A 23,553-nucleotide genomic window follows, 5' to 3' on the forward strand; every position below is an offset into this window, starting at 1 on the left:
GCAGATGTAAGCCGATAGACGCCGATAAACGCAGATTGAATTTTGTTAGTGCTCGCTGTGTATAACAATCTTACTTTGTACACAGCGAACAAAGACATATCTAAACTAGGGATTCGAGGCATAATTGGCGGAAATGATCGCCGCGTTGCTCGAAGTTTTGGTATTGATCGAAGCTAGCACAGGCTGGGGAAAGCAGCACTACTTTAGCATGATTTTGTTGGGCTAATTCTGCCGATCGCGGGATTGCTCGTTCCATTGTTTCGACAATTTCCCAAGCGTTGTAATTTGCTTGTTCGAGCCGCGAGGCAAAAAGACTCGCCGCATCCCCAATGAGCAACACCGCAGCAGCTTTCGCCTTGATTGTATCAATCCAAGCGCGATCGTCCCCTTCTTTGGCGTCGCCGCCCGCAATTAAAATCGCCGGTGCGCTGACAGAAGCCAACCCGACTTGGGCGGCGTCGTAATTAGTAGCTTTGCTGTCGTTGATGAAATCTATGCCTTCCCAAGTGCAGATGTGTTCTAGGCGGTGCGAAACTCCGGGGAATTTAGCGATCGCCCGGGCGATCGCACTTTTATCTATCCCCGCCAAATTAGCCGCCGCCACCGCCATTAACAAATTCTGCAAATTGTGTTCTCCCACCATCCGCAAAGAATCAGCAGGCAGAATTTTCTCGCTTTGAGCTATTACCCAACCATCTTGAATATAGGCTCCAAAATCTGTATTCCCCAACAGTTCTTTTTCACCTTTCACACTCGTCCAACACGCATCCGGCCAAACTTCAACTCCTTGCTGCCGCAAATAAGGATCGTCGCCATTGATTACTTGCAATTCAGACTTTTTCAGCAAATGCGCTTTAATGTTGTAGTAATTTTCCAAAGTTTTGTGGCGGCTGAGATGATCCGGCGTCAAAGTCGTCAAAACTCCGATTCGTGGCGCTACAAACGGCGAGGATTCTATCTGATAGCTGCTGATTTCTGCGATTACCCAATCCGGCGGTTTTTCGGCTAAAGCTAATTCACACGCAGCATAGCCAATATTGCCGCAAGCGGGAGCGTAAAGCCCGGCTTCTGCAAAAATAGCAGCAATTAAAGCAGTAGTAGTAGTTTTGCCGTTAGTGCCGGTAATTCCCACCCAAGGAGATTTGAGGTAACGCCACGCGAGAGCCATTTCTCCGATTGTTTCAATGCCTAACTCTCTGGCGCGCACTAATGCTGGACTGTCCCAGGGAACGCCCGGGCTTACTACTATTAATTCTATAGATTCGACTGGTTCAAAAGATTTACCTAACTCCACATGAATTCCTTCGTTAGCGAATTCCTGTTGCTGTTCAAGCAAATTTGGGGAAGATGAGCGATCGCTCAGCGTGACTTCCCATCCTTCGCGTTTTAGGAGTCTGGCGGCGGCAATTCCTGATTTTCCTAGTCCAATGATATGAGCGATCGGCATAAGTTGTGTGTGTGATGGAGCGAACTTCCCTGGTTTTATAAGTTTATATCTTAACCTTCCATTGGTTTTTGGCTATTGGCCATTCGGCTTAGTTTTAGGCGCGAAATCGATCATTCTTAGCGTCAGATGCTTATGGCGCACCTACAAATAGAATCGATGCGTCAGTCGTATAATCGTCAAGATAATACCGGGTCATTTCTAACTTTTCACGATCGCCCCAAAGTCAGCCAACACCCGCGCGTGATTCCGCAATAACCCCAGTAGATTCAACCGATTTCGCTTAATTTCCGGGTCGGGGTCCATCACCAAAACGCTTTCTGGCCCGTCGAAAAAGCCGCTGACAGCAGGAGCAATTTCAGTCAAACTATCTACCAACTGCTGGTAATTGCGAGTTTGCTTGGATAGCTGGGTTTGCGGCACTAACTGCACGACTGCATCGTAAAAAGCTTGTTCAGACGACTTTTGAAATAAATCTGGTTTCACCGCTGTTTTCGGTTCCAATTCTACTTTATCCAAATCTCCTTGAGCCGCCAAACGAGTTGAACGGTTGACTGTTTCGTAAATTAGATCCAAAGTCTGGTTATTGCGGATTTGTTGCAGAAAAAGCGCTCTTTCCAGTGCGTCCAACAAATCTCTCAATGCTCGTTCAGTATATTCTGGGTCGTTTTCTCCCAAAACTGCATTTACCAAATCGTAATCTACATTTTTTTCTTCTTGCAACAAAGTCCGAATTCTTTGCAAGAAAAACTCGTATAACTGATCCAGCAACTCCGCCGGTGTTTCCGGGCGCGCTGCGGTAAATTCGGCAACAACTTCTGTGAGCAACTGGTGCAAATTGATTGGCAACTGAGCCGCCCAAATAATGTTAATTATTGCATTAGCGGCGCGGCGCAAAGCGAAGGGGTCGGATGAACCAGTCGGCAACATTCCCAAGCCGAAGATGCTGACTAAAGTATCTAATTTGTCGGCTATTCCGACAACTTGACCAGTCAGAGTTTGGGGCAAATTGTCGCCCGCACCTTTGGGCAAATAATGTTCAAAAATTGCTGTGGCTACTTCTTCCGATTCGCCACTTGCTAAGGCGTATTTCTGCCCCATGATTCCTTGCATTTCGGGAAGTTCGTAAACCATTTGGGTTACGAGGTCGGCTTTACAAAGTAAGGCTGCTCTTGCTATATAAGCTTGTTCTTCGTCTGTGATTTGCAGTTGAGTGGCGATGAGGCTGGCAATTTTGCACAGACGATCGACTTTTGCCCGCACTGTCCCCAAATCTTCCTGGAAAGTAACTGTTGCCAACTTGGGCAAATAATCCTCTAGAGGCTTTACCAAGTCTGCTTTGTAGAAAAACTGACCGTCTGCCAATCTCGCCCGCACTACTCGCTCGTTACCTGCAGCAATAATCGCGGCTTTAGCCGGGTCGCCGTTGGAAATTGTAATGAAATAGGGCAGAAGTTCGGGATAATCTGGGCTTTTGAGAATTGGAAAATACCGCTGGTTTGTAACAATAATTGTGGTGATTACTTCCGGCGGCAATATCAAAAATTCCTCATCAAATTTGCCGACAACTGCGTTCGGCCATTCTACTAAGTCGGTGACTTCTTCTAACAAATCTTCGGTAATGTCGGCGTAACCGCCTTGTTTTGTCGCTGCGGCTTCTACTTGTGCTTTAATTTGATTTTTGCGCTGGGTTCGATCGACCTCCACGCAAGCAGCCCGCAGACACTCGACATAATCCTCGGCTTGCGGAATCGAGACCCCCCCCGTCCCCCCCTTGCCAAGGGGGGGTGTAGGAAGCGATGTCCCCCCCTCGCCAAGGGGGGGTGTAGGGGGGGTGTATAACACCCGGTGTCCTTGGGAAATTCGATCGCTCTTGACCGTATCCGAACCGCTCACCAATGTAATGGGCAGTACACTATCATCTAACAGTGCCACCATCCATCGAATCGGGCGCGGAAACTTCAAATCTCCGTCTGCCCACCGCATAAATCTTTTGCCTTCTAACTTATTAATCCACTGCGGCACAAGTTCTGTCAAAATATCCGCTGTCATCCGCCCCGGAATCTTTTTGAGCACAAACACAAAATCGCCTTTATCGGTAGCGCGAACTTCCAAAGCATCAATTTCGACACCCTGCTTTTTCGCAAAACCTTCGGCTGCTTTCGTCGGTTTGCCATCTTTAAAAGCCGAACTCGCGGGTGGCCCTTTTACCTCTTCTTCTCTATCTAATTGCTGAACTGGCAGTCCTTTCACGAGAACGGCCAAACGCCTCGGAGTAGCGTATACATTAATAGAGTCATTTGTCAAGGATTCTTCTGCCAGCGTTGCAGGTACAAGTCGCTGCCACTGCTGGGCGCTGCCTGCGACAAAAGATGCCGGCAATTCTTCTGTACCGAGTTCTAATAAAAAGTTAGGCATATCGCACCGTAATGGAATTTTGTTTAGGGTAATTTAAGGTAATTTATCCGATCGCGTGATCGTATATCTGAAAAATACTCAAAAATCCAGGATACCACGTAAAATCGGGGGTGAAAGACAATATTCTCGACAGCCCATGACCTTGGCGGAAAGACTAGGACAAGATTGGAAGTCTCGACTCGAACAAGATTGCCCGCAGGAGAGTTCTAGCACTCACGAGAGTGTTGTCCGCTGGCTGTTGGGAGACAAGCCCGAAAGATTTGACACTCTTAGCCCAACTCAATTGTCTGTCGCCTCTGGGGCGATCGACTTTTTATATCGAATTTTGCTTTCTCGGTATCTGGGAGTACCGCCTGAAAAAGCTTACCGCAACTTGATCGGCCGGCTCGGTGGCTTAGTTGTGCTCCGACAAAAAATCCAAGCGTGGGTTTCCCTGAGTCGCGACAGACAGCGGAGTGCGGTGGAGGTACTACAAGAAGTGATTCAGGAAATGCTCAATTCCGATCGCTATCTGCAGCAGCAAGTCGCCTGGATTGCCGAATGCACCTCAGACAGACGCCTGCGAAATGCTTTGCTGCTAGCGAGCACAGAAGAATACTGCTTGCGACCGATCCGCAACCAGCCCCTGCTGGTGTACCGTTTTGTCAACTACCTGCGGCGTGCCCAGCGGGGCGGGTTGACGCAAGTGCCTGCTGGAGACTGGGTGCGGCTGGTGTCGGAACAGGTTCTACCCGACGATACCGACGAACCGCTCAGCCTGCTAGACGAACAGGCAATGTCCGAGTATCGAGAAAATCAAGCTTGGGAAGAGCAGCAAACTCAGCGGCAGATTGTCCAACAAGAATTTGAGAATTACTTAGCCGCTGAAGTCGATCCGCTGGCTTCCCGGTGGCTGCAGCTTTACCTGCAAGGTCGTTCCCAAGAGGCAATTGCCGAGGATTTGAAGGTTCCGATCAAGCAAATTTACCGCTTGCGAGAAAAAGTCAGTTACCACGCGATTCGCGTTTTTGCGGTCAAACAAGCACCGGAATTAGTCGCCAACTGGCTGGAAACTTCGCTCAAAGAACACAGTTTGGGCTTGACTCCGGCTCAGTGGCAGCAATATTTACAAAACCTCACACCTGTTCAGCGGCAGTTGGTAGAATCGCTGAAAGCAGGGAAAAGTGTAGAGACGATCGCATCTGAATTAAAGTTGAAAACCAATCAAGTCATCGGCGAGTGGAGCAAACTCTATTTAGCAGCTCAATCCCTCCGCAACGAGTAGATTGGTAATGGGTGGCGGGCAATTGCTAATTGTTAATTGGCGGTAGCATTTTTCAGAATCCGCGCTACAAATCAATTCCCCAACAGCCACAGACTGCTGCGAGTTTCCCCCTGGAAAACCCCGCGATGCCCCTTGTATCAAATCAGGTTAGATCGATCGGGATGTTGTAGCGCTGCCGTGACGATCGCGCTCCGAGACGATCACAGTCAACTCTCTGAGGTAAGATACTAGCAGCACGATCGACTTTTCAGGATTTTTTAACCAATCCTAAATTCAGCGGTTGCCCGTAAATCATCGGTTGTGGTGCATCTCTAATACTTGTGCATTAAAGACATAATTCTATTGTTGCCAGCCACGGGCATCAATCTCGGGCGATCGATGATAGTGGGTCTAGACTGCGCTAGTCATCATCTAGTTCTCAATCTTTTGGTAGAATTTGAGGCTGCAATACAGAAGAAAGAAAATTCTGGGACTAAAGATTTTTCTTTAATAAAAGCTTCCGGTTGTTAAGCCAATTCCTCCGTCAGGGAAGTTGCAGCATTTAATTTTATCGCATCAGGTTGGTGCGTCGCGCTCGATCGCGCTTCCAACTACAAAGCAGCTAATGGTACATACATCTTCAACAGACTCGGCAGCTACAATGGACTCCGATCGAATATTTCACCTAATCGATACAGTTGTCCCCTTTGAAGCTTGCCTTTACTATCAAGTTTTGCCTTTATCTCTAGAAGGTAATCTGTTTAAATTGGGCGTAGTCGATGCCCAAGATGACTCCGCCTTGGACTACGTGCAGCGGATTTTAGCTTACATGAATTGCTCAGTCACAACAGAGCAAATTACCTCAGAAACTCAGCGCTCGATGCTCTCAGCTTACTTGCTGCACGGGAGCCAGCTCAAAGTACCCAGCCAGACAGAAACCGCAGCAGCCCCAACACCCAAAAATCCCACATCAGCAACTCCAGGCCCCAATGCAGAAACGCTGCTGTCTGTGCCAGAACCCTCGATGCCCGCTCCTGAGCGGTTTAAACCTGCTGGCACTGAGGTTCCCCCGACACCGACACAGCTATCGGTTTTGAATGTCGAGGCCTTGCACTTGTCAAGCCGAGTGGAAGTTTTGGCGACTTTGCCCGCGCCCCAACTCCTACAAGAATTGCTCGGTAGAGTGCTGCGAGAGGGTATCGGCCGCCTGTTTTTTGAGCGGCACCAGTCCCAAGGTCGCATTCTTTGGAGTCAAGATGGCGTTTTGAAATCGATGCTCGAAGGTATCGATATCGTCCTTTTCCAAGAGGTCATCGACGAGTTGAAGCGACTGACAGATATGCCTGTTTGCCCGGTGGAACAGCCCAAACAAGTCGAAGTTGAGCGCATATATCAAAACACTCATTTGCTGTTGCGCTTGCGGGTAATGACGGTGGGTGGCAAGGAAGAAGCCACCCTGCAAGTTTTGCGGGGGGCAGCTTTGAGGTTTTACCAGCAGCAGCAGTTGTCTAATTTGAGTCGGGACGCACTGCGGCTGGCCGAAGAATTGCAGCGGAAAGTGAATCAAATTCGCGATCGAACTCGGCTTTCTCCTGTGCATTTAGAGGGGTTGCCCGCTTTGGAACAGGTGATTAGAAATGTTGACGACCAAATTGAAGCTTTGCTGCACGAACACAATCCCGACCAGCCCTAATCAGCCATAGATCACTGTTTTGAATTTTTTTTAACTCACATCAAGTCCGGTCAAATAATAATAATTACGTTTGTAGTGAGGACTAAAGTCCGAGCGAGTTTTATGATAACTCAAGTCTTCACTACAAACCAATTTGATGGCACTTCTGCGAGGTGACATAATATTATACCGAGGCAAAAAAATGAAATTGTATGCCCGTGTTCTAAACCCTGGTAGTCATCAGTCATTCCCCATCTAAAATCTAAAATCTAAAATCTAAAATGGTATTAGCCGTGCTCGAAAACATCCTTGTACTGCAATAAATCCAAACTCACAAAAACGGGTAAACACTGAAAACATTGCTGTGCAATTTCCCAGCGTTCTTCTCGCTGCAACATAGCAGTCAACGTTTGTTTGGCGCTCAGCAAATAGCGGACATCGTTAGCAGCGTAGCTGAGTTGCTCGTCTGAAAGATGCTCAGAATTTCCCCAGTCAGAACTTTGAGAAGTTTTGTTGAGTTCTACTTTTTCCACTTCTTGGATTAAATCTTTAAGTCCGTGTTTGTTGGTGTAAGTTCTCGCAAGTTTGCTCGCTATTTTTGTGCAGAAAACAGGTGCAATGTCAATACTTAAATTGTAACGCATTGTTGCCATATCGAAGCGCGCAAAGTGAAATACCTTCTCAATATTTTCAGATTCCATTAACTTGTTTAAATTCGGTGCTGCTGTCTGGCCTTTGGCAATCCGCACCACTGCAACTTTACCTTCGGGATCGCACAACTGAACCAAACACAAGCGATCGCGCCAAGGTAGCAAACCCATTGTTTCCGTATCAACGGCGATCGCCGGCGCAGTCAAATAATAAGATAAGAGAGAATCGGGAATATCACCATCGCACACTTGAAAATCTGCAAATTCCATTATTGGTAACTGTTGACTGTTGACTGTTGACTGTTGACTGCCTTCTTCCCTCTTCCTTCTTCCTTCTTCCTTCTTCCTTCAAATTACCGACTGCGAATAAAAAGCTGAGTAAAATAATACTCGCCTTTGGCATTTTTTGCAACCCCAATACCGGTCACATTAAACTGACCTTCCATATTTTTGCGGTGGCCGTCACTTTTAATCCAACCCTCAACAGCATTGCGTACCGGGTCGTTGTAGCCAAAATTGTAAGCAAGATTTTCAGCTACACTTTTATAAGGAATCGTAATTGCTTCCGCCCGCCCTTCAAATCCATCGTGGCTGAAAGTGACTTTACCGTTAGCCATATTTTCGCTGTGAATTCTTGCTATCTGACTGATTCGCGGATCGATCCTCAGCGGTGGCAACTTTTTAGATGCTCGGTATTCATTGATCTGTTGGTTAACCGCTTTTTCTAAGTCAGTAATAGCACTCGAAGCAACATTAGTATTCATGGGAGTTTCCGGCCGCGATCGCGAAATAATGAACGTGCCACACTTCGGCAGCATGATTGTCAACAATCCCACGCACGTCAAAATTAAACCTTTGGACATGAAATCAAACGAGAAATAAAGTTAATTGTTACCCTTAGTGTCAACTTAATGCCAAAAGTAGTATGAGTATACCGTCTGACGATGAGCCTCTCGCTCTCCCTAAATCTCCCTTAATAAGGGGGACGAAAGAGCGCTTCCAGTCCCCCCCTTATTAAGGGGGGCTAGGGGGGATCTAGACTTCGATACAAACGAGAGAGACAAAGGATTTTAGTCTTAAGTTGACACCAATTAATTGTTACTAATTCCTACAGAGCGAGATCCCCACATTCCGCCCAACTAGATATTCAGAACCTTCGCCACAGTGTTCACGTCTTTGTCGCCGCGTCCCGAACAGTTAAGCACAATGCGCGGATTGCCTGTTAGCTGAGGGCACAGAGTCTCTAAATAGGCGATCGCATGAGAAGTTTCCAAAGCCGGAATAATCCCCTCCAACTGCGAAAGCCGCTGAAATGCTTCCAGCGCTTCTGCATCAGTTACGCTATAATATTCAGCTCGACCCGCATCCTTCAAATAACTGTGTTCCGGTCCCACGCCCGGATAATCCAAACCCGCACTAATCGAATGCGGCTCGATTACTTGACCTTCATTATCTTGCAGCAAATAACTCATCGCCCCGTGCAGAACTCCCACACTTCCCTTAGTCAAAGTAGCAGCGTGTTTATCAGTTTCCACACCTTCGCCCGCCGCTTCAATACCGATCAATCTGACAGTTTCTTCCCCGACAAACTCGTGGAAAAGACCCATTGCATTAGAACCGCCGCCGACGCAAGCTAATAAAATATCCGGCAAACCGCCCCACTTTTCTTGACACTGAGCGCGGGTTTCTTGACCGATTATCGCATGGAAATCGCGCACCATCATCGGGTAAGGATGGGGGCCCGCTACGGAACCGAGAATGTAATGAGTTGTCTCCACGTTTGTCACCCAGTCGCGAATCGCTTCGGAAGTCGCATCTTTCAGCGTTCCCGTACCCGCAGCCACCGGCCGCACTTCGGCTCCCATCAGCCGCATTCTAAACACATTTAAAGCCTGTCTTTCCATGTCATGAACGCCCATGTAGACAACGCATTCTATACCGAAACGAGCGCAAACTGTAGCAGTAGCAACGCCGTGTTGACCGGCACCAGTTTCAGCAATTACCCGCTTTTTGCCCATGCGTTTTGCAAGCAATGCTTGAGCTAAAGCGTTGTTGATTTTGTGAGCTCCCGTGTGGTTTAAATCTTCGCGTTTGAGGTAAATTTGCGGGCCAGTTCCGTCTGCTTTAGCGTAGTGCTCGGTGAGGCGTTCCGCGAAATACAAAGGGCTGGGGCGGCCGACATAATCTTTGAGCAATTGTTGGAGTTGCTGTTGAAATTCCGGTTCGCTGCTGTATTTGTGGAAAGCGGCTTCTAGTTCAAATAAAGCCGGCATCAGGGTTTCGGGGACGTATTTGCCGCCGAATTTGCCGAATCTGCCGAGGGAGTCGGGGCGTTGGGCGCTGGTTTCGGAAGTGAGATGCAGGGGGGTGACAGTCACAAACTTGTGGGGATAATGGGACAGATTTCATTATATCGAGTCGATGGGGCTGTGGGCGATCGGGTGCGCAAATCGCTGAAAGGTCGATTCGGTCGTTTTCGATCATCTCCAAAATTGAGTATTTGAAGAAAATTTATGCTTTATACGTGTTTATACGGAATGGGTATATTCAGGAGTGAATATATTCAGTAGTGAAGTTAAGTGCATGTTTATCTCAAACATGAAATACAACATACAACTAAGCAAGGACAAATCATGAACTCTATTTCTATTCTGCTTCAAGAAGGCTCACAAGGCACCGAAGTCACAAAGCTACAAGAAGGTTTGAAAAATTTAAATTTTTATCCAGGTATCATTGATGGTATTTTTGGGTCCAAAACTAAGCAAGCTGTCATCAATTTCCAAAAGTCCCAACAACTGGTTCCCGACGGCATTGTCGGCGATAAAACTTGGGCTAAACTAAATGCAGCGAACAATCCACGTTTTAATTTTCAGGTGGTTAACGTACAAGAATTCATCTCTTCTGAACGCATTACAGCGACTAATCCAAAAGCCGTAGCGGCACAAGTGTTTAGGGGGTTAGAAGATGAAGAAGGAAGAAGTTATGAAGAGATTTCAATTACATATTCCAGAGAAGGAACATCTGTAATTTTATACACCCGAATAGGTCTAGCTGACGATTCAGCCCGTGCACTACGACACCGCGTTGAATTAAAACGCAACCAAAATAAATGGGGAATTATTTGGGTCGGACGGCAATTTCAGTGTCAACCAGGTCGAGGAAATCAAGAGTGGTCGGGCATTATTTGCTCCTAATCGGGTTTTATTCCCTCGATATATAGAAACGCTTCAATCAGTGCCAACGTTTCTATGAAGGTATCGGGTTTATCCCCACTTACTGGTGAAATTAATTGATTAGAACCCCGACAACTTCTGCGAAGTCGGGGTTCTTTGCTTGCGCCCGATCGCACTTAACCAACTAAAATTAAATTCCCCACCCATCTCAAACCCGCGCTTCAACAGAATTATCCATCTCCCTCTTCTCTTCCTGGACGCCCTCAGCGGTTCACTCCTCCAGAAACAACAGTAAACGATATAATTCAATTGAAACCGGGGAATGTGCGATCGCCCTGATAGCCCGCCAGGGAATGAATTCCCGGTCGATAGAGCTAAAGCCAGTTAAAACTGACTGCTAACATCAAGTACAATCTATGTACAACCAACCGCAAATCTCAGAGATTATATTCCCTGAAAACTCACCTAAATCAACCATTCTCAAACACATTCTACAGTCCTCTTCAGAGGACTTTAGCTATGAGGCAGGGAATTCATTCCCTGCCGGACTGCCGGGCCCATGCGCTACCAGGCATAACTCCCAAGTACCAAACTACTATGAGTACATCAAAACCCAAAAACTCCAATACAAATAACCAATCAGGAAAACGAATTGTTTACTCCGAATTTGGCAATATTGACAACTCCGCGGCCCTCCAACGAGGAATACAAGAAATTCCCCCCAATCAACAAAACCTCAAAATCGAAGCATCCCGAAAAGGACGCGGCGGCAAAACAGTTACAGTCATCAGCGGCTTTCAGGAAAAACCCGAAACATTAGCAACTTTAGCCAAGCAGCTAAAAGCCCAATGCGGTACTGGCGGCACAGTCAAAGATAATGAAATCGAAATTCAAGGCGAACACAAGCAAAAGCTGCTAGAAATTATCACAAAATTAGGCTACAAAGCTAAAATTAGTGGAGGGTAAATTAGTCAATACTCATCAGTGTATGGGCGGGACGGGTTTATGATATACTTAGTTTTAAACATAGATGGTTGGTAAAACCCGCCCCTACATCGCGCCAATTCTACGATCGCGAATCAACCAGAAATGATATTACCAATTACCGCCAATTTTTAATGTACACTCGACCTTTAGCTCGTTTAATCGAACAATTGCAGCGCTTGCCAGGAGTCGGCCCAAAAACAGCCCAGCGGCTCGCTTTACATATTTTGAAGCGACCGGAAGAAGAAGTGCAAGCCCTAGCTAAATCTTTGATTGATGCCAAACAGCAAGTAGGTTTCTGTCAAGTATGCTTTCACTTATCTGCTGACCCTGTTTGCGAAATTTGCCGCAATACAAACCGCGACAGTCATACCCTTTGTGTAGTGTCAGAATCCCGCGACGTAATCGCTTTAGAAAAAACGCGGGAATATATGGGCAAATATCACGTTGTTGGCGGCGTTATCTCGCCGATGGATGGAATTGGCCCCGAACAATTGAACATTCAACCATTAGTCCGGCGCGTCAGCCAGCAAAAGATTAAGGAAGTAATTATTGCTATTAGTCCCAGCGTGGAAGGCGAAACTACTACTCTTTATATCGGTCACTTATTAAAACCTTTTACCCTAGTGACGCGCATAGCTTTTGGTTTGCCGATGGGGGGAGATTTGGAATATGCCGATGAGGTTACATTGGCTCGCGCTTTGGAAGGAAGGAGGGAGTTGGATTAGTTGAAAACCGGTGATGGTTGATTTAAAAGTAAGAGAAACGAACCGCTTCGAGGTACGTTAGCGAAGCGGCGCGTGAGCACTAGGACATTAAGGAAGAGAAAAGAGGTGGAAGAGTTCACCATTGATGCCACGAGTCCTATATCCCAAACTTCTGCGATTGCTTCGTTGAGGCTCGTAATGAGAGACAAATTTGTAAGATATGAAACCCGCGTCGGCGGGTTTTGTCTGTGTAGCGACAGGTTTCCATCTGTCGAGTATTTGGTATTGGGTGTTGGGTTTCGTTGTTCCCTGTCGTCACTGCCACGAAAGGGTAAACTGGACAAAGTTACCGAGAGTAGTAAAAAATCATGACCCAATTCGATCGACCTTTAAGCTACCCCACCACCCGCAAAATCGACCAAACAGACGACTACCACGGCGTCAAAGTATCCGACCCCTACAGGTGGCTGGAAAATCCCGACTCTGAGGAAACCCAAGCTTGGGTGGAAGCCCAAAACGCAGTCACTTTTGCCTACCTCAACGAAATTCCGGCGCGGGAAAAAATCAAACAGCGCCTAACTCAACTTTGGGATTACGAGAAATACGGCATACCTTTCAAAGAAGGCGATCGCTATTTCTACTACAAGAATGACGGCCTGCAAAATCAATCCGTACTCTACACTTTAACATCTCTCGACGGCGAACCCAAAGTATTAATTGACCCCAACACTCTCTCAGAAGACGGAACTGTTGCTTTGGGTGGGATAGCTATCAGCGAAGACGGCAAATACATGGCCTATGGTTTGTCAACTTCCGGTTCCGACTGGCAGGAATGGAAAGTGCGCGAGGTGGCAACCGGCGAAGATTTATCAGACCATTTAAAGTGGATTAAATTCTCAGGAGCATCCTGGACTCACGACGGCAAAGGCTTTTTTTATAGTCGCTACGACGAACCCAACGAAAAAAGCAAGCACGAAGACGTTAACTATTACCAAAAACTGTTTTACCACCAAATAGGCACGCCCCAATCTGAAGATGTATTAATCTACGAGCGAGCCGACCAAAAAGAGTGGGGATTTAGCGGCGGCGTCACCGAAGATGGCCAATACTTGATTATCTCAGTTTGGCAAGGAACTGAAACCAAAAACTTGATTTTCTACAAGGATTTAACTGCACCGGAATCAACCGTTGTAGAACTGATTAGCGAATTCGAGGCTGAGTACAGTTTCATCGACAATGAGGGCTCTATTTTCTGGTTTCAAACAAACTTGAATGCACCGTTAGGCCGCGTAATTGCGATCGACACCAACAACCCACCTCCCTCATCCCTCGCTTGTGATGAAACCCCCTCGTCGCCCAGGGAGGGGGGGTTTACAGAAATTATCCCCGAAGCAGCAGAAACTCTCGAAGGCATAGGCCTCCTGAACAATCAATTTGTCGCTTCCTACTTGAAAGACGCCTACACCCAGATTAAAATTTTCACCTTAGAGGGCTCTTTCGTGCGAGAAGTTGCCTTGCCCGGAATCGGTTCAGCGGGAGGATTCGGCGGCAAGCGGCACGACACCGAAACTTTTTATGCTTACACCAGTTTCACTGCACCAAACACCATTTATCGCTACAATATGGTGACAAATGAAAGTACGATTTATCGGCAGCCAAAGGTCGATTTTAATCCCGACGATTACGAGACAAAACAAGTATTTTACCCGAGCAAAGACGGTACGCAAGTACCCATGTTTATCACCCACAAGAAAGGCTTGCAGTTGGATGGCAATAACCCCACCTACCTTTACGGCTACGGTGGTTTTGGCATCTCGCTAACCCCGAGTTTTTCTGTTAGCAATGTCGTGTGGCTGGAGATGGGTGGAGTTTATGCGATCGCCTGTTTGCGGGGAGGCGGCGAGTACGGCGAATCCTGGCACCAAGCAGGCACAAAGTTGAATAAGCAGAACGTGTTTGACGACTTTATCAGCGCCGCTGAATGGTTGATCGAAAACAAGTACACCAAACCTGCAAAATTGGCGATCGCAGGTGGCAGCAATGGCGGTTTATTAGTGGGAGCTTGCATGACTCAGCGGCCGGAATTGTTCGGTGCAGCGCTGCCGGCAGTCGGCGTCATGGATATGTTGCGCTTCCACAAGTTTACCATTGGTTGGGCCTGGACTTCTGAATACGGTTCGCCGGAAAATCCCGAAGAATTTTCCACAATTCACGGCTATTCTCCGTTGCACAACCTCAAACCGGGAACGGCTTATCCGGCGACAATGATTACAACTGCCGATCACGACGATCGAGTAGTTCCGGCCCACAGCTTCAAGTTTGCTTCTGCCTTGCAAGAAACCCACGCGGGAGAAAAACCCGTGTTAATTCGCATTGAAACTAAAGCGGGACACGGTGCCGGCAAACCCACTGCGAAAATCATTGAAGAATTGGCAGATGAATGGGCTTTTTTAGTGCGGGAACTGGATATTAACTAACGTTTAAAAAGCGCGGAATTGGGGGTGGCTGAGTCCGAGAAAGTGCGATCGTGCCACCCTCAATTTTTCCGCGTCTCCCCTAGGGTACGCACGCAGCACAAAGCACCTCACCATAGTATTTGAAAGAATTTTTTGGGCAAATCTCGCGTTCAATTCTCAAATCCTGCGATCGCTTCACTACCTTTCGCTGCGGCTACCCGAAATTTTAAATCATAAATTAGTGCAACTTGTCAACTTTTAGCTCGTGTTAACTTGCCTTACGCTCTGTTAATTTTTGTATGCTTTAGTGGTTGTTATGATATTTTTTTATAAGTTATTAATATAACTTTATTGGGCGCCGATGTCAATGACCCACAGTAGTAAATCGAATCTAAAATTTAAAATTTTTTAATTCTCGGAAACCAATTTCTTAAGTTGACTTACGGTGAAGATTAAACAAAAAATTATACCTACAACCGTACTGAGAACCTTCGCGTTACCGCAATCATTGCCTTTTTTTCAGCAAGGCGTCAATAATGGGCGATCGAAATCTCTCTGTTGTGGCATAGCCCCTTCTCAAATAAAAAGGCTTGGCTGGCGCACTCAAATCCCTAAAACGGTTGCGTAGAAGTTGCGGTGATTTGTCGCCCTAGCCACCCGCTGCTGCCCCCGTTCCATTCTTTCCTAAAATCTCAACCCAAAAAATACGTAAGTAATAAATTATTTATATACAAATAATTTATTGAAAATTTATATTATGGTGTTTATGGAATTTTATCAAGATGGGTAAGTTAAAACTAATAACTAAATCAGGGAATAAAGAAAATGATCTCCAATCAGCGGCATTTTTCAGCCGTAAAAATACCTAAATCTACCCATTTTGCCACTAAGAACAACTTTTTTTTAAAACAAGCAAGCTCTACAGCAGCCCCCGACGCGAAAAAATCTCTAGTGATTGTTGACTCCCGAGTAGAAAACTACCAGCAATTGATCGGTGGTATTAAAGTAGGAACGGAAGTATTTGTACTCAATCCAAGTAGGGAGGCGATCGAGCAAATCACCGAAATTCTGGGTCAGCGCAGCAGCATCACCAGCCTGCACATAGTTTCTCACGGCAGAGAAGCCGCAGTAGAAATCGGCTCCACAGAACTTAATATTGATAATCTAGAAACCTACAGCAACCAATTGCAGCAGTGGGGAAAAGCCCTTAACGAATCCGGCAGCATTCTACTTTACGGCTGTAACATAGCCGTCGGCGAATCCGGCATTAAATTCATACAAAAACTCAGTGAAATAACAGGAGCAAATATTGCCGCTTCCAATAACCTAACAGGGAGTGCAGCATTAGGTGGAGACTGGGAATTAGAAATTACTACAGGACCAATAAATACCGAAATAGCCTTTGAAAAAGAAGTCCTAGAAGGCTACACATCAGTCCTGGCTACCTTAGCCGCTGAAGAATTTAAAAATTCAACCGTAATCGGGCCTTGGATATATGGAGTTGGCAACACCTCTACAACTAACCCAGGCTTAACCGCAGGTGCCGCCAATCCCAACGGCGTTATTCCCAGTTTAGGGATTGGCGATGAAGCCGGAACAGGTACTTTGAGATTAACATCAAACGCCTTTGACCAAGCAGCTTTTGTTATCTACAACAACCCCATCTCCGCCACTGATGGCCTGAGAGTTACCTTTGATTTCTTTGCCTATAACAGAGGTACTGCCATTTATCCTTCTGCACCACAGAATAGTCCTCTCCTTGGTGCCGATGGCATTAGTTTTTTCTTGATTGACGGAACAGCTACGCCAACACAAGCGGGAGGGTACGGTGGCTCTCTCGGCTATGCTCAGAATAATAGGGGGGGAGATGTACCGGGTATTGTAGGAGGTTATTTAGGTGTCGGATTAGACGAGTTTGGCAATTATTCTAGCACTATTGCTGGAAAACAGGGTGGCACGGGGCAGCTACCTGATGCAGTAGGAATTAGAGGCAGGGCAAGCACAATCTCAACCGAAAATTATAAATTTTTAGGTTCGAGTCTTTTAACTAACACTTTGACCGGGGTTTCCATTGGCATAGATAATAAAGATACAACCATTCGCGCTGAGGCTAAAAGAACCGTCCAAATAACATTATTTCCGACGACTTCAGCAACACCTAACCGTCTAACTGTTGCCTTCGACGTGAACAGGAACGGCACATTTGATGCGGGCGAAACACTGCTCGACATACCAAATTTGGCAACCATAAACGGAGCAGTGCCACGTACTTTTAAATTTGGCTTTGCTGCTTCGACAGGGGGAAATACAAACATTCACGAAGTTAACAATGTCATAGTCGAAAGTATAAATCAACCTACACTCGTAGCCGACGTTTCCATTGTAAAAAAAGGCCCGCTCTATGCCATACCCAATAGCACCATTACCTATACAATTACCTCCACAAATAACGGGCCAAACAACGCCGAAAGCGTCCTGATTCAAGATCCGCTCCCAGAGGGCTTAACTTTCGTCAGCACTGACAACAGCGGTACTTTCAATTCCACAACGAGGATGGTCATCTGGCCACCGATTCCAACTCTGGCTAACGGTGCTAGTGAAACTCGCACCATCGCCGCCACAGTTCTCGCAACCGCCGGCGCTACCTTAACTAACACTGCCTATAGCAGCTCCAGCACTTTCGACCCAGATCTAGCTAACAACAATAGTTCCCAACTGATTTCTCAAGTCTCAACTACAATTGTTGATGCTCTTGCCGACCTCGTTACCACCAAAACCGGGACTACGGCAGCAGCACCAGGTGAAGCAGTTACTTACACCATTTCGACAGTCAATAACGGCCCAAGCACAGCCGAAAACGTCACCGTTACCGACACCATCCTTCCGAATTTAACAGGAGTCATCCCCTCCAACGGCGGTGTCTACGATGCCGCTACAGGTATAGTCACCTTCGAGGCTATCAGCTTAGCCAACACAGCCACCGTCACCAACACAGTCAGCTTCATCGCACCTGCATCAGGCAGCGTCAGCAACACTGCCAGAAGTAGCTCACCTACGGTTGACCCCACTCCCGCCAACAACGAAGCTACATTCACCACACCTCTGACACCTCGTGCCGACGTTGTTACCACCAAAACCGGGACTACGGCAGCAGCACCAGGTGAAGCAGTTACTTACACAATTTCGACACTCAACAACGGCCCAAGCACAGCCGAAAACGTCACAATTACCGACACCATCATTCCCGGTTTAACAGGAGTCAACGGCGGTGTCTACGATCCCGTTACAGGTATTGTCAGCTTCGCGCCAGTTCCCAGCTTAGCCAGCGGTGTCACCGTCACCAACACAGTCAGCTTCATCGCACCCGCATCCGGCAGCGTCAGCAACACCGCCAGAAGCAGCTCAACTACCGCTGACCCCACTCCGGGCAACAACGAAGCTACATTCACCACACCTCTGACTCCGACACCAACTCCAACTCCCAACCAACCGCCAGTTGCCAACACTGCCAACTCCAGCCTAGGGCCCAACAGCAGCCAGTTAGTCACAGGATTGGGAGGAAGCGACCCCGACCCCGACGGGTCGATCGCATCCTACACCATCAACACCCTGCCCCCAGCAGACCAAGCAGTCCTGTTTTTAGGAGATCCAGCCAACGGCGGTGTACCAGTGACACTAGGTCAAGTCCTGACGCCAGAACAGTTACAGCAACTATTTTTCTTCACGACAGGTAACTTTACAGGAGCCAATTTCACCTACAGCGCTACAGACAACAGTGGTGCTATCAGTCCACCCGCTACCGCTACAGTGGCTGGACTGATAGCGCCCACACCAACACCAACTCCAACACCGACTCCCACACCAACACCAACTCCCACACCAACACCCACAAGTCCAACTCCCACACCGACTCCCACAAGTCCAACTCCCACACCAACACCCACAAGTCCAACTCCCACACCAACACCCACAAGTCCAACTCCCACACCAACTCCCACAAGTCCAACTCCCACACCAACTCCCACAAGTCCAACTCCCACACCAACTCCCACAAGTCCAACTCCCACTCCAACTCCCACAAGTCCAACTCCCACTCCAACACCCACAAGTCCAACTCCCACTCCAACACCCAACCAACCGCCAGTTGCCAACAATGCCAACTCCAGCCTAGGGCCCAACAGCAGCCAGTTAGTCACGGGATTGGGAGGCAGCGACCCCGACGGGTCGATCGTCTCTTACACCATCAACACCCTGCCCCCAGCAGACCAAGCAGTCCTGTTTTTAGGAGATCCAGCCAACGGTGGTGTACCAGTGACACCAGGTCAAGTCCTGACTCCAGAACAGTTGCAGCAACTATTTTTCCAAGCCACAGGCAACTTTACAGGAGCCAATTTCACCTACAGCGCCACAGACAACAGCGGCGCCACCAGTCCCGCTGTCGCTACTGTCGCGGCCACACTTTCAACTCCCAACCAACCACCAGTTGCCAACAATGCCAACTCCAGCCTAGAACCCAACAGCAGCCAGTTAGTCACGGGATTGGGAGGCAGCGATCCCGACGGGTCGATCGTCTCTTACACCATCAACACTCTGCCCTCACCAGACCAAGCAGTCCTGTTTTTAGGAGATCCAGCCAACGGTGGTGTACCAGTGACACCAGGTCAAGTCCTGACTCCTCAACAGTTGCAGCAACTATTTTTCCAAGCCACAGGCAACTTTACAGGAGCCAATTTCACCTACAGCGCCACAGACAACAGCGGCGCCTCCAGTCCCGCAGCCGCTACTGTGGCGGCTATCTTGCGGCCGGTTGCGCCAAGTCCCACACCAACGCCAACTCCAACTGACAACCAACCGCCATTGGCTAACAATGCGAACTCCAGCCTAGGGCCCAACAGCAGCCAGTTAGTCACGGGATTGGGAGGCAGCGACCCCGACGGGTCGATCGTCTCTTACACCATCAACACCCTGCCCCCAGCAAACCAAGCAGTCCTGTTTTTAGGAGATCCCGCCAACGGTGGTGTACCAGTGACACCAGGTCAAGTCCTGACTCCTCAACAGTTACAGCAACTATTTTTCTTCACGACAGGCAACTTTACAGGAACCAATTTCACCTACAGCGCCACAGACAACAGCGGGGCTATCAGTCCACCCGCTACCGCTACTGTGAATGGACTGATAGTGGTAACTCCAACTCCCACACCAACACCCACAAGTCCAACTCCCACACCAACACCCACAAGTCCAACTCCCACACCAACTCCCACAACTCCAACTCTCACACCAACTCCCAACCAACCACCAGTTGCCAACAATGCCAACTCCAGCCTAGGGCCCAACAGCAGCCAGTTAGTCACAGGATTGGGAGGCAGCGACCCCGACGGGTCGATCGTCTCTTACACCATCAACACCCTGCCCCCAGCAGACCAAGCCGTCCTGTTTTTAGGAGATCCCGCCAACGGCGGCGTACCAGTGACACCAGGCCAAGTCCTGACTCCAGAACAGTTACAGCAACTATTTTTCCAAGCCACAGGCAACTTTACAGGAGCCAATTTCACCTACAGCGCCACAGACAACAGCGGCGCCACCAGTCCCGCTGTCGCTACTGTTGCGGCCATACTTCCAACTGACAACCAACCGCCATTGGCTAACAATGCGAACTCCAGCCTAGGGCCCAACAGCAGCCAGTTAGTCACAGGATTGGGAGGCAGCGATCCCGACGGGTCGATCGTCTCTTACACCATCAACACCCGGCCCTCAGCAGACCAAGCAGTCCTGTTTTTAGGAGATCCAGCCAACGGTGGTTTACCAGTGACACCAGCCCAAGTCCTGACTCCTCAACAGTTGCAGCAACTATTTTTCTTCACGACAGGTAACTTTACAGGAGCCAATTTCACCTACAGTGCCACAGACAACAGCGGCGCCACCAGTCCCGCACCCGCTACTGTTGTCGCTATCTTGCGGCCGGTTGCGCCAACGCCCACACCAACGCCGACATCGCCGATCATCTCAAATCCGATCGGAGAACCAGATACCGACTGTTTGTGTCAGCCCATTATTGAAAAACCGGGAATTAACTTTGCGCCCCCGCAGCAACCACCCGCAGTTGGATTTGTCCGGCCTATTTCACAATTTTCAGAGGGACAAACCACCAAAGGAACCGACGGCGATGACTTCATCGTAGACACCAAAGGCAACCAAAAAATTGTCGGTTTTGAAGGCAATGACCTGCTTTTAGGTGAAGACGGCGCGGACGAAATTTACGGCAACGAAGACAATGACACGATTTTTGGGGGCATTGACACCGATATTGTTTACGGAGACGAGGGCAACGATATCGTATTTGCAGGCAAACAGAATGACTGGATTGCCGGCGACTTAGGCTCTGACACCCTGTTTGGAGATCGAGGTGCGGATACGATTCTCGGAGACACCGGGCAGAACAACTCCCAGAACCCTGACGATGCTCGCGATTTGATTTTTGGAGGCGAGGGTGCAGACCTCATTAACGGCAACGAGGGCGACGATACCATCCATACCGGCAAAGGTGACGATATTGCCCTTGGAGGTAAAGAAAATGACCTGATTTGGGGCGAACTCGGCTCCGATACCTTGTTTGGTGGCATCGGCTCCGACAGCTTGTTTGGGGGCATCGCCGACCAAAAGGCCAGCGACTCCCAGGGACTCGACTTGCTTTACGGAGGCTTCGGTAACGACTTCCTCAACGGCCAACAAGGCAACGATACGCTGGTTGCAGGCAAAGATAACGATCGCGCTTACGGAGGTAAAGGCAATGACATCATCTACGGTCAATTAGGCTCCGATACCCTCTACGGCGGCGAAGGAGCCGATACTCTGCTCGGGGACAGTGGCGGTTCCCAGTCAATCGGGGATATAGGCGAACAAGACTTAATCTTTGGGGACAGCGGCAACGACATCATCGGCGGCGGGCATGGTAATGATACCGTGCAAGCAGGTAAAGACAATGATTGTGTTTGGGGTGGCAAAGATAATGACCTGATTTGGGGCGAACTCGGCTCTGATACCCTTGTCGGCGACAGCGGCGACGACACCATGTACGGCGGTGCTCGAAGTCGAGCTAATGATGTTGGCGGTCAGGACTTGCTCTTTGGGGGCATCGGTGCTGATGTGCTGTTCGGCGATGAGGGTGACGATACTATCAGTGGTGGTCAAGACAACGACTTGATTTACGGCGGTAAAGCTAACGACCTCATACACGGAGATCAGGGCGACGACTTGATTTACGGCGGTGACGGCAGCGATGAACTCTGCGGTGGCGAGGGCAACGATACCATCTATGGCGATCGTGCTGATAACCGGGGTGTCTCGGTGGGCGCAAACGACCAGCAAGACTGCATCAACGGCGGTGATGGCGATGACTTGCTTTACGGCAACGAAGGCCAAGATACTATCAACGGAGATGCTGGCAGCGATACTCTGATTGGGGGTAAAGATAACGACCTGCTCAATGGGGGCGCTGGAGACGATTGGTTGTTTGGCGACTTGGGCGACGATACTTTAATTGGAGGTATTGGGAGCGATCAATTTGTGTTGAATGGTGAGGGCGGCACTGATACTGTGATTAACTTCGAGGTAGGCGTTGATAAGTTTGTTTTGAGCGGTGGGGTGAGTTTCCAGCAGTTGCAATTTAGCGCCACTCCCAACGGTACGTTGCTGCGAGTAGCAGGAACCGATCGGGTTTTAGCGAATCTGGTGGGGATTAACGGGGCGATCGGCTCCTCGGATTTCCTACCAAATCTCTCTGAGCTCTAGAATTGGCGGCGAAAGTCTCCTGTTCGGGCGAACAAAACGCCGCAGCAGATCAGAACTTCTGTGGCGTTCCTCACAATACTCAATCTGGGTTAGAAACTTTATAGCACTCGACGCTTGAAACCGCTCTTACACTTGCCTTTCGTCCCTCTCTAAGAGACTAAAGAATCAAGGCGTATTAAAGTCGCATTTTGTCTAACATTTTATAGCGGTTTTCAGGTGACCCAAGGTACACAAGGGCTGGTAGCTCAAGTTTTTACTACAAACCAATTTTATTGGGGTTGTGCGATCGGACTTAATAGGAAACTAACACTCATCACTAATTCCCTATTCCCCATTGCCTTGATTCACGATCCGGAAGTCAAGGATACACAGATAGCTGTTTTTTTCCTAATCTCCTAGATAATTAAAGGACTTACGCAGGCACGCTATATATAGCGTGCCTGTGCTTGTGCGATCGCTACTAATTAATCTATTACTCAAAATTTGTTCGGGATCGATAGAGAGGTGCCCTCGCACAAGCACAAATTAACATTGAGCGAGCCCCGGAGCATGAAAGGCTGACGAAAAGGCCGATCGTATTGCACAACTGACTCGTTAGAAGGCGATTCCTGCTAAAATACTTGCTCGACATCCGCTCTCCGGTCTAAATATCATTTAGCTATGTAGATTCTTGCCAATAATTACTGACAGTCAAACCAACTACGCTTTAACAAATTTAGCCGAACATTGAGAATAGTTTAGCCATGATACTATCAACCGTTACTTATAAAAATATAAATTAACACCCAACGTATTGTGGCATAACCTGAAAGGATAAATCAAAGAATATGCTGAAGTTTCCCTAGTTTTTGATGACGAGCGTATTAGACAAAATATACGATCAAAATACCGAATTAGTCTGCCGTCAATCTAATGGAATAGAACACAGGCTGTTGCCAAAAATAGCATTGATTAATTGTATATATTAACCCAGAAAGCGGTGGCTTTTGGGTAATAACTTACCGGATTTACTACC

General features: G+C 48.1%; 12 protein-coding genes. 7 read left to right on the forward strand and 5 right to left on the reverse strand.

Annotated elements, in window-relative coordinates:
* Positions 1-100: 100 nt before the first annotated feature.
* Entirely contained in the window at positions 101-1,447 is a 1,347-nt protein-coding gene (locus D0A34_05575) for a UDP-N-acetylmuramoyl-L-alanine--D-glutamate ligase (protein ID UNU18414.1), read from the reverse strand.
* Between the two features lie 198 nt (positions 1,448-1,645).
* On the reverse strand, positions 1,646-3,862 hold the full coding sequence (locus D0A34_05580; GenBank protein ID UNU18415.1) for a glycine--tRNA ligase subunit beta: 2,217 nt from the start codon (positions 3,860-3,862) through the stop codon (positions 1,646-1,648).
* Positions 3,863-3,998: 136 nt separating this feature from the next.
* Here D0A34_05580 and D0A34_05585 point away from each other — a divergent pair, with 136 nt between their 5' ends.
* Positions 3,999-5,126, forward strand: a complete 1,128-nt coding sequence (locus D0A34_05585) for a hypothetical protein (GenBank protein ID UNU18416.1) — start codon at positions 3,999-4,001, stop codon at positions 5,124-5,126.
* A 640-nt stretch (positions 5,127-5,766) separates the two neighbouring features.
* Positions 5,767-6,798 carry a hypothetical protein gene (locus D0A34_05590; GenBank protein UNU18417.1) on the forward strand — a complete coding sequence of 344 codons (1,032 nt, stop codon included), beginning with the start codon at positions 5,767-5,769 and terminating at the stop codon, positions 6,796-6,798.
* A gap of 266 nt (positions 6,799-7,064) precedes the next feature.
* Here D0A34_05590 and D0A34_05595 read toward each other — a convergent pair whose 3' ends face one another.
* From D0A34_05595 to trpB, 3 genes are all read right to left on the reverse strand, one after another.
* Positions 7,065-7,697: a ribonuclease D gene (locus tag D0A34_05595; GenBank protein ID UNU18418.1), complete on the reverse strand. Its 633-nt coding sequence runs from the start codon at positions 7,695-7,697 to the stop codon at positions 7,065-7,067.
* 83 nt (positions 7,698-7,780) lie between these two features.
* On the reverse strand, positions 7,781-8,290 hold the full coding sequence (locus tag D0A34_05600; protein UNU18419.1) for a CAP domain-containing protein: 510 nt from the start codon (positions 8,288-8,290) through the stop codon (positions 7,781-7,783).
* A 276-nt stretch (positions 8,291-8,566) separates the two neighbouring features.
* Positions 8,567-9,805, reverse strand: a complete 1,239-nt coding sequence (gene trpB, locus D0A34_05605; GenBank protein ID UNU18420.1) for a tryptophan synthase subunit beta — start codon at positions 9,803-9,805, stop codon at positions 8,567-8,569.
* 255 nt (positions 9,806-10,060) lie between these two features.
* On the opposite strand from trpB, the gene D0A34_05610 reads away from it, so the two are divergent.
* From D0A34_05610 to D0A34_05630, 5 genes are all read left to right on the forward strand, one after another.
* Positions 10,061-10,621: a peptidoglycan-binding protein gene (locus D0A34_05610; GenBank protein ID UNU18421.1), complete on the forward strand. Its 561-nt coding sequence runs from the start codon at positions 10,061-10,063 to the stop codon at positions 10,619-10,621.
* 576 nt (positions 10,622-11,197) lie between these two features.
* Positions 11,198-11,566, forward strand: coding sequence for a translation initiation factor (locus D0A34_05615; protein ID UNU18422.1), 369 nt, complete (start codon positions 11,198-11,200; stop codon positions 11,564-11,566).
* Positions 11,567-11,718: 152 nt separating this feature from the next.
* On the forward strand, positions 11,719-12,312 hold the full coding sequence (gene recR, locus D0A34_05620; GenBank protein ID UNU18423.1) for a recombination protein RecR: 594 nt from the start codon (positions 11,719-11,721) through the stop codon (positions 12,310-12,312).
* Positions 12,313-12,659: 347 nt separating this feature from the next.
* Positions 12,660-14,768: a S9 family peptidase gene (locus tag D0A34_05625; protein ID UNU18424.1), complete on the forward strand. Its 2,109-nt coding sequence runs from the start codon at positions 12,660-12,662 to the stop codon at positions 14,766-14,768.
* 804 nt (positions 14,769-15,572) lie between these two features.
* Positions 15,573-22,538 carry a DUF4347 domain-containing protein gene (locus D0A34_05630; GenBank protein UNU18425.1) on the forward strand — a complete coding sequence of 2,322 codons (6,966 nt, stop codon included), beginning with the start codon at positions 15,573-15,575 and terminating at the stop codon, positions 22,536-22,538.
* The last annotated feature ends 1,015 nt before the right edge of the window (positions 22,539-23,553 follow it).

Source organism: Microcoleus vaginatus PCC 9802 (assembly GCA_022701275.1).
GTDB lineage: Bacteria > Cyanobacteriota > Cyanobacteriia > Cyanobacteriales > Microcoleaceae > Microcoleus > Microcoleus vaginatus_A.

Excerpts from the sequence above, each read along its gene's own strand:
- D0A34_05575 (UNU18414.1), bottom strand. The coding sequence starts at position 1,447 with ATGCCGATCGCTCATATCATTGGACTAGGAAAATCAGGAATTGCCGCC.
- D0A34_05630 (UNU18425.1), top strand. The coding sequence starts at position 15,573 with ATGATCTCCAATCAGCGGCATTTTTCAGCCGTAAAAATACCTAAATCT.
- D0A34_05610 (UNU18421.1), top strand. The coding sequence starts at position 10,061 with ATGAACTCTATTTCTATTCTGCTTCAAGAAGGCTCACAAGGCACCGAA.
- D0A34_05585 (UNU18416.1), top strand. The coding sequence starts at position 3,999 with ATGACCTTGGCGGAAAGACTAGGACAAGATTGGAAGTCTCGACTCGAA.
- D0A34_05625 (UNU18424.1), top strand. The coding sequence starts at position 12,660 with ATGACCCAATTCGATCGACCTTTAAGCTACCCCACCACCCGCAAAATC.
- D0A34_05600 (UNU18419.1), bottom strand. The coding sequence starts at position 8,290 with ATGTCCAAAGGTTTAATTTTGACGTGCGTGGGATTGTTGACAATCATG.
- D0A34_05595 (UNU18418.1), bottom strand. The coding sequence starts at position 7,697 with ATGGAATTTGCAGATTTTCAAGTGTGCGATGGTGATATTCCCGATTCT.
- D0A34_05590 (UNU18417.1), top strand. The coding sequence starts at position 5,767 with ATGGACTCCGATCGAATATTTCACCTAATCGATACAGTTGTCCCCTTT.
- recR (UNU18423.1), top strand. The coding sequence starts at position 11,719 with ATGTACACTCGACCTTTAGCTCGTTTAATCGAACAATTGCAGCGCTTG.
- D0A34_05615 (UNU18422.1), top strand. The coding sequence starts at position 11,198 with ATGAGTACATCAAAACCCAAAAACTCCAATACAAATAACCAATCAGGA.
- D0A34_05580 (UNU18415.1), bottom strand. The coding sequence starts at position 3,862 with ATGCCTAACTTTTTATTAGAACTCGGTACAGAAGAATTGCCGGCATCT.